General features: G+C 66.9%; 13 protein-coding genes. 5 read left to right on the top strand and 8 right to left on the bottom strand.

What is annotated here, in order from left to right:
• Nucleotides 1-14: 14 nt before the first annotated feature.
• From rodA to EYS42_RS13015, 5 genes are read right to left on the bottom strand one after another with little or no spacing between them, the layout of a single operon-like run.
• Complete coding sequence (gene rodA, locus EYS42_RS13035) at nucleotides 15-1,169, bottom strand: rod shape-determining protein RodA (protein ID WP_130968625.1); 1,155 nt, start codon at nucleotides 1,167-1,169, stop codon at nucleotides 15-17.
• Complete coding sequence (gene mrdA / locus EYS42_RS13030; protein WP_130968624.1) at nucleotides 1,166-3,409, bottom strand: penicillin-binding protein 2; 2,244 nt, start codon at nucleotides 3,407-3,409, stop codon at nucleotides 1,166-1,168. The genes rodA and mrdA overlap by 4 nt, the downstream gene beginning before the upstream one ends.
• A gap of 4 nt (nucleotides 3,410-3,413) precedes the next feature.
• On the bottom strand, nucleotides 3,414-3,935 hold the full coding sequence (gene mreD / locus EYS42_RS13025) for a rod shape-determining protein MreD (protein ID WP_130968623.1): 522 nt from the start codon (nucleotides 3,933-3,935) through the stop codon (nucleotides 3,414-3,416).
• A gap of 1 nt (nucleotide 3,936) precedes the next feature.
• Nucleotides 3,937-4,947, bottom strand: coding sequence for a rod shape-determining protein MreC (gene mreC, locus EYS42_RS13020; RefSeq protein WP_130968622.1), 1,011 nt, complete (start codon nucleotides 4,945-4,947; stop codon nucleotides 3,937-3,939).
• A gap of 49 nt (nucleotides 4,948-4,996) precedes the next feature.
• On the bottom strand, nucleotides 4,997-6,040 hold the full coding sequence (locus tag EYS42_RS13015; RefSeq protein ID WP_130968621.1) for a rod shape-determining protein: 1,044 nt from the start codon (nucleotides 6,038-6,040) through the stop codon (nucleotides 4,997-4,999).
• Between the two features lie 212 nt (nucleotides 6,041-6,252).
• On the opposite strand from EYS42_RS13015, the gene gatC reads away from it, so the two are divergent.
• The 4 genes from gatC to gatB are packed head-to-tail and all read left to right on the top strand — an operon-like array spanning nucleotide 6,253 to nucleotide 10,495.
• The gene (gatC, locus tag EYS42_RS13010) at nucleotides 6,253-6,561 is read left to right on the top strand and encodes an Asp-tRNA(Asn)/Glu-tRNA(Gln) amidotransferase subunit GatC (protein ID WP_130968620.1); all 309 of its coding nucleotides are present in this window, start codon (nucleotides 6,253-6,255) and stop codon (nucleotides 6,559-6,561) included.
• Nucleotides 6,562-6,576: 15 nt separating this feature from the next.
• The gene (gene gatA, locus EYS42_RS13005; RefSeq protein WP_130968619.1) at nucleotides 6,577-8,088 is read left to right on the top strand and encodes an Asp-tRNA(Asn)/Glu-tRNA(Gln) amidotransferase subunit GatA; all 1,512 of its coding nucleotides are present in this window, start codon (nucleotides 6,577-6,579) and stop codon (nucleotides 8,086-8,088) included.
• 11 nt (nucleotides 8,089-8,099) lie between these two features.
• A complete protein-coding gene (locus EYS42_RS13000) occupies nucleotides 8,100-8,993 on the top strand; it encodes a metal-dependent hydrolase (protein WP_130968618.1) in 894 nt (297 codons plus the stop codon).
• Between the two features lie 8 nt (nucleotides 8,994-9,001).
• Entirely contained in the window at nucleotides 9,002-10,495 is a 1,494-nt protein-coding gene (gatB, locus tag EYS42_RS12995; protein ID WP_130968617.1) for an Asp-tRNA(Asn)/Glu-tRNA(Gln) amidotransferase subunit GatB, read from the top strand.
• A 56-nt stretch (nucleotides 10,496-10,551) separates the two neighbouring features.
• On the opposite strand, the gene EYS42_RS12990 is transcribed toward gatB, so the two are convergent.
• A complete protein-coding gene (locus EYS42_RS12990; RefSeq protein WP_245503636.1) occupies nucleotides 10,552-11,232 on the bottom strand; it encodes an SPFH domain-containing protein in 681 nt (226 codons plus the stop codon).
• Between the two features lie 36 nt (nucleotides 11,233-11,268).
• The gene (gene pyrE / locus EYS42_RS12985; RefSeq protein ID WP_130968616.1) at nucleotides 11,269-11,958 is read right to left on the bottom strand and encodes an orotate phosphoribosyltransferase; all 690 of its coding nucleotides are present in this window, start codon (nucleotides 11,956-11,958) and stop codon (nucleotides 11,269-11,271) included.
• A 16-nt stretch (nucleotides 11,959-11,974) separates the two neighbouring features.
• Between pyrE and EYS42_RS12980 the strand changes: the two genes are divergently transcribed.
• Nucleotides 11,975-12,784: an exodeoxyribonuclease III gene (locus EYS42_RS12980; protein WP_130968615.1), complete on the top strand. Its 810-nt coding sequence runs from the start codon at nucleotides 11,975-11,977 to the stop codon at nucleotides 12,782-12,784.
• Here the strand turns inward: EYS42_RS12980 and tssH are convergent.
• A complete protein-coding gene (gene tssH / locus EYS42_RS12975) occupies nucleotides 12,774-15,512 on the bottom strand; it encodes a type VI secretion system ATPase TssH (RefSeq protein WP_130968614.1) in 2,739 nt (912 codons plus the stop codon). The genes EYS42_RS12980 and tssH overlap by 11 nt on opposite strands.
• Nucleotides 15,513-15,724 lie beyond the last annotated feature (212 nt).

Below are 15,724 nucleotides of genomic sequence, written 5' to 3'. Positions count from 1 at the left end.
TGTCACGCGCGGTGTCAGCGCTGCATCAGCCCCCGGCTGCGCGCGATCGACATCAAAATGCCCAGCGACAGGCCCAGGGTGACCATGGCCGTGCCGCCGTAGCTGATGAAGGGCAATGGCACCCCCACGACGGGCAGGATGCCGCTGACCATGCCCATGTTCACGAAGGCATAACTGAAAAAACTCAGGGAAATGCTGCCGGCCATCAAGCGGGCAAACTGCGTGGGCGCCTGTGCGGCGATCACCAAGCCGCGGTAGATCATGGCCAGGAACGCCGCGAACAAGGCCAGGCAGCCCACCAAGCCGAACTCTTCTGAGAATGCGGCAAAGATGAAGTCGGTGGTGCGTTCAGGAATGAACTCCAGGTGGGTTTGCGTGCCCTGCATGAAGCCCTTGCCGGACACCCCGCCCGAGCCGATGGCGATCATGCCCTGGATGATGTGAAAGCCCTTGCCCAGCGGGTCCTTGGTAGGATCGAGCAGCGTGCACACCCGGTTCTTCTGGTAGTCATGCAGCACCACCCAGTCCACACCAGGTTGGCAAATGTGCTCCTCTGACATCACCAGGGTGGTGATGCCGATGGCCCCGGCCGCGACCACCGGCAATATGAGCTTCCAGGGCAGGCCAGCAAAGTAGATGACATACAACCCGGCGAACAGGATCAGCAGCGAAGTGCCCAGGTCGGGCTGCTTCATGACCAGGCCGACCGGCACGGCCAGCAACAAGCCAGCCACGGCAAAGTCCAGCCCGCGCAACTGCCCCTCACGGCGTTGGAACCACCAGGCCAGCATCAGCGGCATCGCGATCTTCAGAATCTCGGAAGGCTGGATGACCACGCCCACGTTCAGCCAGCGCGTGGCGCCTTTCTTGGTGATCCCGAACAACTCCACTGCGATCAACAGCAGCACGCCCGCGACGTACAACGGCGGCGCCAGCGCCATCAGGCGCTGCGGAGGCACCTGAGCCACGGTGAACAGGATCATGGCACCCAGGGCCATGTTGCGAGCATGATCGACGAACCGGGTGCCATGGTCATAGCCCGACGAGTACATGGCGATCAGGCCCATGCTGCACAAGAGCATGAGGATCAGCGCCATGGGCAGGTCGAACCCGGAAAACACCGGTCTGACCCGGTGCCACAGCGAAGGCTTTTCAAAGGCCACGTTCATGGTCGGGCTCCCGGAGCGCGTGTGGGGGTCGAGGCAGGCGCCGACGCGCCCGCGGCCACCCAAGGCGTGGACGGCCGCGGGGACGAGGGCGCACGCAAAGGCTCGACCGCCGCTGTGGTGACCGCGGATGCCGCCACAGGAGCGGATGCGCCCTGCGCGGCGGATGCGGCGCTGGCGGCCTCCATGGGCGCCGAGGCCCCCTGTGCAGACGACGCAGCACGCACCGGCATGGGGCCCAGGCCAGGCTGCTCGGTGTAGGTCGGGTCGGTCACGTCGCTGCCAAAGGCATCGGTGCCGCGCGGCAAAGGCACATCGGCCACCCGACGCGACACGCCTATGGGCGCAATGCCTCGGCCCTGACTGACCTCGACGATGTCTTCTTCACTGGGGTAGATGCCCGCCAGCAGGTAGTCGAGCACACGCCGCGCGATGGGTGCGGCCGACTGTGCGCCAAAGCCAGCGTTTTCAACGATCACCGCCAACGCAACCCGGGGTTGATCCACCGGGGCAAAGGCTTCGTACAGGGAGTGGTCGCGCTGGTACTCGGCCATCTTGGACGCGTTGTACTTCTCGTTCTGGCGCAAGGTGACGGCTTGCGCCGTGCCGGTCTTGCCACCGCTGAGGTAGGTGGCGCCCGCGAACACCCGGGTGCCGGTGCCCTCGGTGGTGACCCCGTGCATGGCCTCACGGATGATGGCCGTGTGCTCGGGCTTGAGCGGCAACGGTGGCAGGGCCTGCCCCGAAACGATGCGGCGCTGGCGCGTGACCACGTCTTCGACCTCTCGCACCACCCGGGGCTCGAAGCGCTGCCCGTCGGCCACCAGGGTGCTGAGGGCCGAGGCCACCTGCAACATGGTGAAGGTGTTGTAGCCCTGGCCAATGCCCAGGGAGATGGTTTCGCCGGCGTACCACTTCTTCTGCTCAGGGCGGCGGTAGGCCTTGCGCTTCCACTCGGTGGACGGCAGGATGCCCTTGACCTCGCCTTGCAGGTCAATGCCGGTGAGGCGACCAAAGCCCAGGGGTGACATCTGGCTGTGGATGGTGTCCACGCCCAACTCGTTGGCCAGCGAGTAGTAGTACACGTTCGACGACTCGACGATGGAGCGGCGCATGTTCATGGCGCCGCCCTTTTCGTTTTCCGGGCTGCGGAAGCGGTGGCCCCCGAACAAGAAGACTCCGTTGTCCATGATCACGGTGCTGGGGCTGCGCTTGCCGGTGTTCAAGGCCGCCAGGGCCATGAAGGGCTTGTAGGTCGAACCTGGCGGGTAGGTGCCTCGCAGCGCGCGGTTCAACAGGGGTTTGTCCATCGACTCGTTGAGCTCGCGCCAGCTGTCGCTGTCGATGCCGTCGACAAACAGGTTGGGATCGAAGGTGGGCTTGGACACGAAGGCCAGCACCTCGCCATTGCGCGGGTCGATGGCCACCAGCGCGCCACGGCGCCCACCGAACAGGCGCTCGATCAGGTGCTGCAGCTTGATGTCGATGGCCAGGTGCAGGGTGTTGCCCGGGGTGGCCGGGTTGGAGCGCAGGCGACGCACGGCGCGCCCGCCCGCGCTGGTCTCGACCTCTTCGAAACCGGTGATGCCGTGCAGGTCGCGCTCGTAGGCCTGCTCGATGCCCAGCTTGCCGATGTAATCGGTGCCGCGGTAGTTGGCCTGGTCTTCTTCGGGCCAGTCTTCGATGGCCTCTTTTTCCTTCTGGTTGATGCGGCCGATGTAGCCCAGCACGTGGCTGGCCAGCTCGCCGTAGGGATAGTGGCGGAACAAACGGGCCTGCACCTCGACTCCCGGGAATCGGAAGCGCTGCGCGGTGAACTTGGCCACCTCTTCGTCGGTCAGGCGCGTGCGGATCGGGATGGACTCGAAGCGCTTGGATTCTTCTCGCAGGCGCTTGAAGCGGCGACGGTCTCGCGGCTGGATGTCGATGAAGGTGGCCAGCTCGTCGATGGTGGCCTCCAGGTTCTCGACCTTGGAAGGCGTGATTTCGAGCGTATAGGCCGAATAGTTGTTGGCCAGCACCACGCCATTGCGGTCGACGATCAGGCCGCGGTTGGGCACGATGGGCACCACGGCGATGCGGTTGTTCTCGGCCTGGGTGGCCAGCTCGTCGTGGCGCACCACCTGCAGCACCAACAGCCGAAACACCAGCAACCCGAAGCAGAACAGCACGAAGCCGGCCGCCGCCCACAAGCGTGTGCGGAACCGGCTGAGTTCGACTTCGAGGTTCTTGAGCTCCGTCATGGGCTCACAGCGGTCGGTTCTTGTCGCGGTCGGGCGGACGGCGTTGCGGCGCCAGCAGCAAGGCATGCGCCACGGGCCACAGGGCCGCCTCCAGCACCGGCGCCAGCATCAGGCCCCAGCCCGGGAACGAGGCCCCGGCCACCATGCGCACCACCAGCGAAACCACGTGCGCGGCCACGAACAGCGGCAGGATCTGCACGGTCTGCGAGCCCACCGTGAACCACAGCAGGCGGCGGTGCACCGTGATGGCGAAATAGCTGAGCAGCGAGTAAGCCAGCGCGTGCTGCCCCAGGAGCGCACCTTCGTGAATGTCCATGAACAGGCCGAACAGGAAGGCCACGCCCACGCCGACGCGCCGCGGCTGGTGCACGTTCCAGAACACCACCACCACGGCCAGAAAGTCAGGCATGGCCGACAGCCGGCCCACCGGCAACAGGTTCAACATGAAGGCCACGGCCAATGTGAACCACATGAAGGCCGGATTGACCGGCAGCAGCAACTGATCACCACGCGGCATGATGCTCATGTCAGGGCCTTTCCGTGGTCACGCGTGACGAGGCCAGCGACGCAGCGGAAGCCCCTGACGGGCCCGAAGCGCCAGATGCCGCAGACGCGCCGGTCGCGGCCGAGGCGCCGTCATTGCCAGTGGTGGCGCGCGGCGCCGAGGGATCAGGGCGCTCTGGCAGCTGCTCGGACAAGGGATGCAGCACCAGCACATGGCGTGGGCGGTCTGGCAAGGCCATGGGGGTGAGCAGGATGCGAGCAAACGCCGAATCGGCACGACGGTCTACACGCAGCACCTTGGCGACAGGCAAACCTTCCGGGTAGATGCCGTCCAGGCCAGAGGTGGTCAGCAAATCGCCCTGCTGGACGTCGGCATTGCCAGCCATGAAGCGCAACTCCATGCCCTGCGCCTGCGGCAGGCCATAGGCCACGCCGCGCTGCTGGGTTCGGTCATTGACGACCGGGATGGCGGCGTCGCGGTCGGTCACGAGCGTGACCTCGGCCGTGAGGGGGTACACACGGGTGACTTGACCCAGCACCCCCTGGCGATCGAGCACGGGCGAGCCCAGCTTGACGCCTGCGCTGCTGCCGCGGCTCAGCACGATCTTGCGGGTGTAGGGGTCGGGAGCGTCGTACAACACCTCGGCAGCCATGCTGCGCGCCTGCACGCGGGGCTGAAGCTCAAGCAAGGCCCGCAAGTCGGCGTTTTCGCGCACCAGCGTGCGCTCGCGCATGAGGGCGTCGGCCTGCGCGGCCAACTGCTGCTCGGCTCGCTCCTGGGCCACGCGCGCTTCGTCAAGGCCCCGCAGGTAGTCGCCTGCCTGGGCTGACCAGTGCAGGGGCGCCAGAAGCACCTGTTGCACAGGGTGCAGCGCCGTGGCCACCGCCGCCCTCAAAGGGCGCACCATCTGGAATCGCAGGTCGGCCACCATCAGGAAAATGGCCAGCGAGGCAAAAAACACCAGGCGGGTGAACGCCGACGGCCCTTGCTTGAAGAAGGGCGGTGGGGTGCGGTCCAGCGTGCCGAGGGCCATGCGGTGGAATGCGGTACCGGCGGGCGGTCAGCCCGCCACAGGGATCACGTCACTCCGACGTGAAGATGCTGCCCAGGCGATCCATGCGCTCCAGGGCCATGCCACAGCCGCGCACCACGCAGGTCAGCGGGTCTTCGGCCACCAGCACCGGCAAGCCGGTTTCTTCGGCCAGCAGGCGGTCGAGGTCGCGCAGCAGGGCGCCACCACCGGTCAGCATCATGCCGCGCTCGGCGATGTCGGCACCCAGTTCGGGCGGCGTCTGCTCCAGCGCGTTCTTCACGGCCGAGACGATCTGGTTGAGCGGATCGGTCAGGGCTTCGAGAATCTCGTTGCTGGAGATGGTGAAGCTGCGGGGCACACCTTCCGACAGGTTGCGGCCCTTGACTTCCATTTCCTTGACTTCCGAGCCGGGAAAGGCGCTGCCGATGCTCTTTTTGATGGCTTCGGCGGTGGGCTCACCAATCAGCATGCCGTAGTTGCGGCGGATGTAGCTGATGATGGCTTCGTCGAACTTGTCCCCGCCCACGCGCACAGAGCCCTTGTAGACCATGCCGCCCAGCGAGATCACGCCGACTTCGGTGGTGCCGCCGCCGATGTCGACCACCATGGAGCCCGAGGCCTCGGCCACCGGCAGGCCAGCACCGATGGCTGCGGCCATGGGTTCCTCGATCAGGTAGACCTCGGAGGCGCCGGCGCCCAGCGCCGATTCGCGGATGGCACGACGCTCCACCTGGGTGGAGCCGCAGGGCACGCAGATGATGATGCGCGGCGACGGCTTCAACACCGAGCGCGGATGGACCATCTTGATGAACTGCTTGAGCATCTGCTCGGTGACGGTGAAGTCGGCGATCACGCCGTCCTTCATCGGGCGGATGGCCTCGATGTTGCCGGGCACCTTGCCCAGCATGGCCTTGGCCTCGTGACCCACGGCTTGAATCGACTTCTTGCCATTGGGGCCACCGTCGTGGCGGATGGAGACAACCGAGGGCTCGTCGAGCACGATGCCCTTGTCACGCACAAAAATGAGCGTGTTGGCAGTGCCCAGGTCGATGGCCAGGTCGGTCGAGAAATAGCGGCGGAAAGTTCCGAACATGGAAATGCGGCTCCGGCAACCCGTCTCAGCAAGGGTCTCAAGGCGCGCGAGGCGTGGCCGGCTTGTGGCGGGCGGCAGCAGAAAGTGGCGCGGGGCTCCCTGACGCAGTGCTGGGCTGCGGGGGGTGATGGATAACCTAGGATAATACCGCATCGCCCGGGAGGAACCGGGCCCGACAACACCTGTCTCAACCTCTTTCACCCCGGAAACAAATGGCCCTGACCTCCCAAGACGTCAGCCGCATCGCCCAATTGGCGAGGCTGGCCCTGCGCGAAGACGAGAGCGCCGCCATGCTCGAACAGCTCAATGGCTTTTTCGAGATCGTCGAGCGCATGCGTGCGGTGGACACCACCGGCGTGGAACCGCTGTCCACCCCCCTGTCGGCCATCGAAGACGTGACCCTGCGCCTGCGCGAAGATGCGGTCACCGAAGACGCGGCCGGTGAGCGCCGCGAAGCCCACATGGCCAACGCCCCCGCCCGTGACGAGGGCCTGTTCCTCGTGCCCAAGGTGATCGAGTAAAGACCGGCAAAGACCATGACCGCTTCGCAAGCCCTCCATGACCTGACCCTGGCCCAGCAAAGCCAGGCCCTGGCCTCGGGCCAGACCACCTCGGTGGCCCTGACCCGGCACGCGCTGGAACGCGCCGCCGCTGCCGCCCACCTGGGCGCCTTCCTGCACATCGATGCCGACGGCGCGCTGGCCGCAGCCGCTGCCTCCGACGCCCGCCGCGCCGCCGGCCAGGCCCTCGGCCCGCTCGACGGCGTGCCCATCGCCCACAAGGACATCTTCGTGACCGAAGGCCAGCCCACCACGGCGGCTTCCAAGATGCTGCAGGGCTACCAGAGCCCCTTCGACGCCACCGTGGTGGCGCGCCTGAAGGCCGCCGGCGTGGTCAGCCTGGGCAAGCTCAACTGCGACGAATTCGCCATGGGCGGCGCCAACGAGAACTCGGCCTATGGCGTGGCGCGCAACCCCTGGGACACCACCCGCATCCCGGGTGGTTCGTCGGGCGCATCGGCCGTGGCCGTGGCCGCGCGCCTGGTGGCCGGCACCACCGGCACCGACACCGGCGGCTCGATCCGCCAGCCCGCCGCGCTGACCGGCATCACGGGCATCAAGCCCACCTATGGCCGCTGCTCGCGCTTCGGCATGATCGCGTTCGCATCGAGCCTGGACCAGGCCGGCCCCATGGCCCGCACCGCCGAAGACTGTGCCCTGATGCTGCAGGCCATGAGCGGCTTCGACGAGCGTGACGCCACCAGCGCCCAGCAACCCGTGCCCGATTTCGTGGGTGCATTGAATGCACTGCGCGCAGGCGCCACGCCTGACAAGCCCCTGCAAGGCTTGCGCGTGGGCGTGCCCAAAGAGTTCTTTGGCGACGGCGTGAGCGCCGACGTGCTGGCCGCCACCCGCGCCGCACTGAGCCAGCTGGAACAACTGGGCGCCACGCTGGTCGACATCTCGCTGCCGCGCACCGAGCTGTCCATCCCGGTGTACTACATCATCGCGCCGGCCGAGGCCTCGTCGAACCTGAGCCGCTACGACGGCGTGAAGTTCGGCCACCGTGCCGCCAAGTACAGCGACCTCAATGACATGTACCGGCAGACCCGCGCCGAAGGCTTCGGCCCCGAGGTCAAGCGCCGGATCATGATCGGCACCTACGTGCTGAGCCACGGCTACTACGACGCCTATTACCTGCAGGCGCAGAAGCTGCGCCGCATGATCGCCGACGACTTCCAGGCCGCCTTCAAGGTGTGCGACGTGATCGCCGGCCCCGTGGCGCCCACCGTGGCCCGCGCGATTGGCTCGCAGACCGACCCGGTGCAGGAGTACCTGGCCGACATCTTCACGCTGCCGGCCTCGCTGGCCGGCCTGCCCGGCATGAGCCTGCCTTGCGGATTCAGCGATCACGACCTGCAAAAACCTTTGCCCATTGGGCTGCAGCTGATCGGCAACTACTGGCAAGAGGCGCAACTGCTGCACACGGCCCACGCCTTCCAGCAGGCCACCGACTGGCACCAGAAGGCGCCTGCCGCCGCGGCCTGAGGCCCTGCCCCATGCGCACACCCGGCACCGAACAGCCCGCCCAGGCCGACCTCATCGTGCGACAGCCCGAGGTCGACCTGAGCCGCGGCTTTGAGCGGCACTGGGTGGGCGGTGACGCCTACCGCTCGACCGTGTTCAATTCGCTGTCGCTGCTGTTCCCGGTGGGCGAGCAGTTTTTCATCGATGCGGTGCGTCGCTTTGCCCCGCGCATCCGGGCCATGGGCCTGCACACGCTGGCCGAAGACATCGACCACTTCATCGGGCAGGAAGCCACACACCGCCACCTGCACAGCCGCTACAACGCGCACCTGAAGGCCCTGGGTTACGACGACTGGAATGCCCGCACCATGGCGGCCTACATCCAGGCTTTCGAGGGCAAGGCCCCCAAGGCCGACCTGGCCGGCACCGCGGGCTACGAACACTTCACCGCGCTGCTGGGCGACGGCCTGCTGCGCCACCCCTCCTGGACGGCCGGCATGGCCCCCGAGATGCGCAAGCTGTGGCTGTGGCATGCCGCCGAAGAGCTGGAGCACAAGGCCGTGGCCTACGACACCTACATGGCGGTCGATGGCCGCTACTGGCTGCGCATCGTGGTGTTCCTGTACGTGACCCTGGAATTCACCGTGTTCAGCACGGTGCAGATGCTCAAGATGCTGCACCACGACGGCCAGTTGCTGAAGTGGCGAACCTGGGCCAGCGCCGCACGTTTCTGGTTCGGGCGCGAGGGCATGGTCTGGCACACCCTGCCACACTGGCTGGCCTACTTCAAACCGTCTTTCCACCCCTGGCAGCACGACAACCGCGCGCTGCTGATGCGCTGGCGCACCGAACACGCGGCCGATTACCGCGAAGTGCACCGCCCCACCGATTCACCCCTGTCCCCCACGCCGCCGCAAGGCGCCTGAGACACGCCATGAGCTCTCCTGTTCAAGCCAAGTTGATCCGCGGTTACGAAGTCGTCATCGGCATCGAGACCCACGTTCAGCTGTCCACGCAATCGAAGATCTTCTCGGGCGCTTCCACCCGATTCGGGGCCGAGCCCAACACCCAGGCCTGCCCGGTGGACATGGCCCTGCCCGGCACCCTGCCCGTGATGAACAAGGGCGCGGTCGAACGCGCCATTGCCTTCGGCCTGTCGGTGGGCTCGACCATCGCGCCGCGTTCCATCTTTGCGCGCAAGAACTACTTCTACCCCGACCTGCCCAAGGGCTACCAGATCAGCCAGTACGAGATCCCGGTGGTGCAAGGTGGCTCGGTGAGCTTCTTCGTGGGCGAGCAGGCCCACACGGTGCGCCTGGTGCGCGCCCACCTGGAAGAAGACGCCGGCAAGTCGCTGCACGATGACTTCGTGGGCTTCAATGGCGAGAAGTCGTCGGGCATCGACCTGAACCGCGCCGGCACACCGCTGATCGAGATCGTGACCGAGCCCGACATCCGCACCAGCGCCGAAGCGGCCGAATACGCCCGCGCGCTGCACACCCTGGTGGTGTGGCTGGGCATCTGCGACGGCAACATGCAGGAAGGCTCGTTCCGCTGCGACGTGAACGTGTCGGTGCGCAAGCCCGGCGCGCCGCTGGGCACCCGCCGCGAGATCAAGAACCTCAACAGCTTCAAGCACATCGTCCAGGCCACCGACTACGAGATCAACTGGCAGATCGACCAGATCGAGGACGGCTACGCCATCCAGCAGGCCACCGTGCTGTTCAACCCCGACACGGGTGAAACGCGCGCCATGCGCACCAAGGAAGACGCGCACGACTATCGCTACTTCCCCGACCCCGACCTGCCGCCGCTGGTGATCGCGCCCGAGTGGGTGGAGCGCGTGCGCGCCGAGATGCCCGAGTTGCCCCGTGTGATGGCCGACCGTTTCGTGGCCGACTACGGCCTGCCCGCCTACGACGCGACCATGATGACGCAGTCGAAAGCCTTCGGCGCGTTCTTTGAAGCCGCGGCCAAGGCCTGCGGCCAACCCAAGCTGGTGAGCAACTGGCTGATGGGCGAGGTCTCGCGCCGCCTGAATGCGACCGAGCAGGCCATCGACGCCTCGCCCGTGTCGCCCGAGGTGCTGGCCGCCATGATCTCGCGCATCAGCGACGGCACCATCTCCAACAACGGCGCCAAGCAGGTGTTCGACGCCCTGTGGGCGGGGGAAGGCGAAGGCGCCACGCCGATCGCCCGTGTGGACGCGCTGATCGAGGCCAAGGGCCTCAAGCAGATGAGCGACACCGGCGAGCTGGAAAAGATCCTCGACGACATCCTGGCGGCCAATGCCAAGTCGGTCGAAGAATTCCGCGCCGGCAAGGAAAAGGCCTTCAATGCGCTGGTGGGTCAGGCCATGAAGGCCACCAAGGGCAAGGCCAACCCGGCCACCGTGAACGAGCTGCTCAAGAAGAAGCTCACGGGCTGAGCTGTCGGCGGCTTCACAACGCCAGCAACAAGGGGCCTGCGGGCCCCTTGTGACTTTCAGCGCGGCGGAGCCACGTCGAAGGCCGGGGGTTGCCCGGCCCACAGCTTTTTCAGGCGGGCCAGTTCGGTGTCGTACAGGCCATGGATGCGCACCTTCTCGGCCTGCTGGTTCTCGATGATGTCCTTCTGGGCCTGTTGCGAGGCCTCGTTGCCATCGAGCTTGACCCGCAAGGCACCCGGCAGGCGCTTGCCCTTGTAAAACTCGGCGTCATCGAGCAGGGGCTTGCGCTCCTTCTGCAACTCGGCGATGCGCTTTTCCGACGACGCGATGGCACGCTCGATGTCGTCCAGCGCCGACTGCCGCGCCTTGTCGTGCGCAGCCTGCGTGGGATAGCGCACCAACAGGTTGCGGTCACGGCGAACCGCATCTTTGTACGACTGCTCGGCCTGGACCCGCTTGCGCTGCTGCTCTTCCCAGGCGGCCCGCTCGGCCGGGGTCATCCGGGGGGGCACCACGCGCTTTTGAGAGCCGTCTTTGTTCAGTTCACGCTGCTCGAGGTCCAGGCACTCGGGAATGGGCCGGTCGGAGGTGAGGTGTTTGCCCGACGGGCTGACGCAGGTGTAGATCCTGGCCTGGGCCAGGGTGGGCAGCACGACCAAGCCAAGCACGCACACGGCCCGCAGCCCACCACGCCGCAACCCGCGAAAACGACCGAAACAGGAGCGGCGGGCAGGCATGGGGCAAAACGCGGGCGACGACAGGTAACTCGGTGGTCAGACCCCGTAGCGCTGACGGTAGGCCAGCACGGCAGGGTGGAACGAGGACAAGGCCGGATCGGCCTGCCCCTGCAGATACTGCAACAGGTCGGCCAGGCAGGCAATCGCAACAACCGGGAGTTTGTAGTGCTGTTCCACCTGCTGTACCGCGCTCTCGTCACAATCGGCGCCATTGAGCGTGGCCTTTTCCTGACGGTCGAGGGCGATGGTGACGCCACAGGGGGTGGCGCCGGCCTTCTGGATGAGTTCGATCGACTCGCGCACCGAGGTGCCGGCCGAGATCACGTCGTCGATGATCAGCACGCGGCCTTGCACGGGCGCCCCCACCAGGGTGCCGCCTTCGCCGTGGTCCTTGGCTTCCTTGCGGTTGTAGGCAAAGGGCTTGTTGTGGCCCAGGCGGGCCAGCTCGACCGACACGGCCGCGGCCAGCGTGATGCCCTTGTAGGCGGGGCCAAACAGCATGTCGAACTGCAGGCCCGACGCCACCAGGCGCTGTGCATAGAATTGCGCCAGACGGCCCAGCTTGGCGCCGTCATCGAACAGACCGGCATTGAAGAAATAGGGCGACAGGCGCCCGGCCTTGGTCTTGAATTCCCCGAAACGCAGCACCTTCGACTCGACGGCAAAGGCCACGAACTGCTGGGCCAGGTCGGCGTTCGCGGCATTGGGGGTGGTGGTGTTCGTCATTTCAGAGATCTCAAACATGTTTCGACTGGTGTCCCTCAACCTCAACGGCATCCGCTCGGCGGCCACCAAAGGCGTCATCCCGTGGACGGAGGGCCTCGCAGCCGATTGTATGGGGGTGCAGGAACTCAAGGCGCAGAAGCCAGACATCGCCGGCAAATTCGAGCAGATCGCCGGACTTCAGGGCCATTTCCACTGCGCCGAGAAAAAAGGCTACTCGGGCGTGGGCCTGTACACCCGCCACGAACCGTCGGACGTGATCGTGGGCCTGGGGGCCCACGACCCCAGCGGCGAGTTCGACCCCGAAGGCCGCTATGTGGAGCTGCGTTTCGACAAACCCGGCCGCAAGCTGTCGATCATCAGCTGCTACTTCCCCAGCGGCTCGAGCAGCGAAGAGCGGCAGGCGGCCAAATTCCGCTTCCTGGACATCATCGAGCCCCACCTGGCCCGCCTGCGCGGCGAGCGCGAATTCATCCTGATCGGTGACGTGAACATCGCCCACAAGGAAGCCGACCTGAAGAACTGGAAGGGCAACCTGAAGAACTCGGGCTTCCTGCCCGAAGAGCGCGCCTGGATGACCAAGCTGCTGGACCCGGCCCAGGGCGGCCTGGTCGACGTGTACCGCACCCTGCACCCCGACACCACCGACGCCTGCTACACCTGGTGGAGCAACCGCGGGCAGGCCCGTGCCAAGAACGTGGGCTGGCGCATCGACTACCACCTGGCGACACCGGGCCTGGCGGCCACAGCGCGCACGGCCAGTGTGTACAAAGACAGCTGGTTCAGCGACCATGCGCCGCTGACGGTCGATTACGACTTCACGCTGTGAAGCTGTAGCTGAACTCGCGCCCGGCCTCACCGTCGGCCACCCCCACCGTGACCGCGGTGAACGGCTCGCCCGCCATCAGGCGCTCCAGGAACTGGCGGGAGATGGTGGGCAGCAGGGTGTTGGTGAGGATGGCGTCGATCATGCGGCCGCCCGATTCGCTTTCGGTGCAGCGCGACACCACCAGGTCGACCACCTCGGGGCGGATGCGCAGCGGCACCTTGTAGCGCTGCTGCACGCGCTGCTGGATGCGGCCCAGCTGCAGCTCGACGATCTGCGTGAGGATGCCGTCGGTCAGCGGGTAGTAGGGAATGGTGACCAGGCGCCCCAGCAGGGCTGGCGGGAAGTGGCGCAGCAGCGGCTGGCGCAGGGCCTGGGCCATGGCCTCGGGGGCAGGCACCTCTTCGGGGTTCTGGCACAGGTGCTGGATCAGCTCGGTGCCCACGTTGGTGGTCAGCAGGATGAGGGTGTTCTTGAAATCGATGCGGCGGCCCTCGCCGTCTTCCATCCAGCCCTTGTCGAACACCTGGAAGAACAGCTCGTGCACGTCGGGGTGGGCCTTCTCCACCTCATCGAGCAGCACCACGCTGTAGGGCTTGCGGCGCACGGCCTCGGTCAGCACGCCGCCTTCGCCGTAGCCCACATAGCCCGGGGGCGCCCCCTTGAGCGAAGACACGGTGTGCGCCTCCTGGTACTCGCTCATGTTGAGGGTGATGAGGTTCTGCTCGCCGCCATACAGTGCCTCGGCCAGGGCCAGGGCGGTTTCGGTCTTGCCCACGCCCGAGGTGCCGGCCAGCAGGAACACGCCCACCGGCTTGTCGGGGTTGTCCAGACCGGCGCGCGAGGTTTGCACGCGGCGGGTGATCAGGGCCATGGCGTGGTCCTGGCCGATGACGCGCTCGCCCAGGCGTTCGGCCAGGGTCAGCACGTTGTCGATTTCGTCGCGGGCCATGCGGCCCACGGGGATGCCCGTCCAGTCGGCCACCACGCTGGCCACCACCTGGTGGTCGACCGTGGGCAGGATCAGGGGGCTGTCACCCTGCAGCGCGGCCAGTTCGGCCTGAACGGCCTGCAGCTCGGTGCGCAGGGCGGCATCGGCTTCTTCGATCTTTGCGCAGGGCTCGGCCGGGGCAGCTTGCCTGTGGCCGTCGGCCATGTGGTCAGCGGGCGAGTCGGTGCCTGGATCGGGCTCACGAAGGGCGGCACGCAAGGCCAGCAGGCGCTCGACCAGGGCCTGTTCGGCCTGCCAGCGCTGGCGCAGGTCGAGCAGCTCGGTGCTGGCGGCATCCAGCCGCTCGCGGGCCGAGGTGGCGCGCTCGGCGACGTCCACGCCCAGGCGGGCCTCGCGCTCGATCAGGGCCAGCTCGGTGTGCAGGGCTTCGATCTCGCGTTCGGCGTCGTCAACGGCGGGCGGAGTGGCGTGCAGGCTCACGGCCACGCGGGCGCAGGCGGTGTCGAGCAGGCTCACGCACTTGTCGGGCAGCTGGCGCGCCGGGATGTAGCGGTGCGACAGGCGCACGGCCGCCTCCAGGGCTTCGTCAAGGATCAGCACACGGTGATGGGCCTCCATGGTGGCGGCCACGCCGCGCATCATCAGCAGGGCGCGCACTTCGTCGGGCTCGTCGACCTGCACGGCCTGGAAGCGCCGCGTGAGCGCCGGGTCTTTCTCGATGTGCTTTTTATACTCGGCCCAGGTGGTCGCGCCGATGGTGCGCAGCTGCCCACGGGCCAGGGCCGGTTTGAGCAGGTTGGCCGCATCGCCCGTGCCGGCCTGGCCGCCTGCGCCCACCAGGGTGTGGGTTTCGTCGATGAACAGGATGACGGGCTGGGGCGAGGCCTGCACCTCGTCGATGACCGAGCGCAGGCGCTGCTCGAACTCGCCCTTCATGCTGGCGCCGGCCTGCAGCAGGCCCACGTCGAGCACGCGCAGCTGCACGTCGCGCAGGGCCGGAGGCACGTCACCGCGCACGATGCGCTGGGCCAGGCCCTCGACCACGGCGGTCTTGCCCACGCCGGCCTCGCCCACCAGGATGGGGTTGTTCTGGCGGCGGCGCATCAAGATGTCGATGACCTGGCGGATCTCGTCGTCGCGGCCCACGATGGGGTCCATGCGCCCGCCTCGGGCTTGCGCGGTCAGGTCGGTGGTGAAACGCTGCAAGGCCTCCTGGCCCGACACACCGCCGCCCCCCAGGGCGCCGCTGGCCTGCCCAGGCTCACCCATGCCCAACGCTTGCGCACCCGCCGGGGCCACGGCCTCGGGCGAGGCCTCGCACCAGGTGTGCCAATGCTCGCTGAGGCGGTCGGTTGCGATGCGCTCGAACTGGCGCGAGATGTCGAACAATTGCACGCGCAGTTCTCGGTGCTGCAGCAGGGCCAGCAGCACGTGACCACTGCGCACCCAGCCCTGGCCGTCACCCAGCGAGGCCAGCACCCAGGCTTTTTCAAGGGCTTGCTCGATGGTGAGCGACAGGTCGGAAATGCGCGTGGCGCCGCGAGGCAGGCGGTCAAGGGCGGCCGTGATGTCGCGCGACAGGGCGGCGGCATCGATGCCGGTGTGCGGCAGCAGCATCGCCCAGTCGTTGCCCTGCCCCTGCACGGTCTGGGCCACCCAGTGCACCAGCTCGACAAACGGGTTGCCGCGCAGCTTGCAGAACACGGTGGCGGCATCGACCGTCTGGTAGGCCACGGGGTGCAGTTTGCCGAACAGGGTGGCGCGACGGATTTCGGCCATGGGGAACCTCCTGGATGTCTGAATGCCGGCCTTCAGGCCGTGCTGGCGCGCAGTCTAAAGGTCGGCTGATGCGCCCAAGGATCATCACTCACGCGGCATTGACATCCGGATACAAACACCCCCGCGAGGGTGGCCTTAAGGCACAGCAAAACGCCACTGAGGGCCAAAAAGTGCCGAAATCAGGCCCACTTTGCTTCACCACGCCAGCGAGG

Source organism: Aquabacterium lacunae, assembly GCF_004310865.1.
GTDB lineage: Bacteria > Pseudomonadota > Gammaproteobacteria > Burkholderiales > Burkholderiaceae_C > Aquabacterium > Aquabacterium lacunae.
Note: the sequence above shows the minus strand (reverse complement) of the source record. Positions and strands in the feature narration are given on the sequence as shown.

What these genes read in the sequence shown, in the direction of transcription:
- rodA (WP_130968625.1), bottom strand. Translation starts at nt 1,169, where the DNA reads ATGAACGTGGCCTTTGAAAAGCCTTCGCTGTGGCACCGGGTCAGACCG.
- mrdA (WP_130968624.1), bottom strand. Translation starts at nt 3,409, where the DNA reads ATGACGGAGCTCAAGAACCTCGAAGTCGAACTCAGCCGGTTCCGCACA.
- mreD (WP_130968623.1), bottom strand. Translation starts at nt 3,935, where the DNA reads ATGAGCATCATGCCGCGTGGTGATCAGTTGCTGCTGCCGGTCAATCCG.
- mreC (WP_130968622.1), bottom strand. Translation starts at nt 4,947, where the DNA reads ATGGCCCTCGGCACGCTGGACCGCACCCCACCGCCCTTCTTCAAGCAA.
- EYS42_RS13015 (WP_130968621.1), bottom strand. Translation starts at nt 6,040, where the DNA reads ATGTTCGGAACTTTCCGCCGCTATTTCTCGACCGACCTGGCCATCGAC.
- gatC (WP_130968620.1), top strand. Translation starts at nt 6,253, where the DNA reads ATGGCCCTGACCTCCCAAGACGTCAGCCGCATCGCCCAATTGGCGAGG.
- gatA (WP_130968619.1), top strand. Translation starts at nt 6,577, where the DNA reads ATGACCGCTTCGCAAGCCCTCCATGACCTGACCCTGGCCCAGCAAAGC.
- EYS42_RS13000 (WP_130968618.1), top strand. Translation starts at nt 8,100, where the DNA reads ATGCGCACACCCGGCACCGAACAGCCCGCCCAGGCCGACCTCATCGTG.
- gatB (WP_130968617.1), top strand. Translation starts at nt 9,002, where the DNA reads ATGAGCTCTCCTGTTCAAGCCAAGTTGATCCGCGGTTACGAAGTCGTC.
- EYS42_RS12990 (WP_245503636.1), bottom strand. Translation starts at nt 11,232, where the DNA reads ATGCCTGCCCGCCGCTCCTGTTTCGGTCGTTTTCGCGGGTTGCGGCGT.
- pyrE (WP_130968616.1), bottom strand. Translation starts at nt 11,958, where the DNA reads ATGACGAACACCACCACCCCCAATGCCGCGAACGCCGACCTGGCCCAG.
- EYS42_RS12980 (WP_130968615.1), top strand. Translation starts at nt 11,975, where the DNA reads ATGTTTCGACTGGTGTCCCTCAACCTCAACGGCATCCGCTCGGCGGCC.
- tssH (WP_130968614.1), bottom strand. Translation starts at nt 15,512, where the DNA reads ATGGCCGAAATCCGTCGCGCCACCCTGTTCGGCAAACTGCACCCCGTG.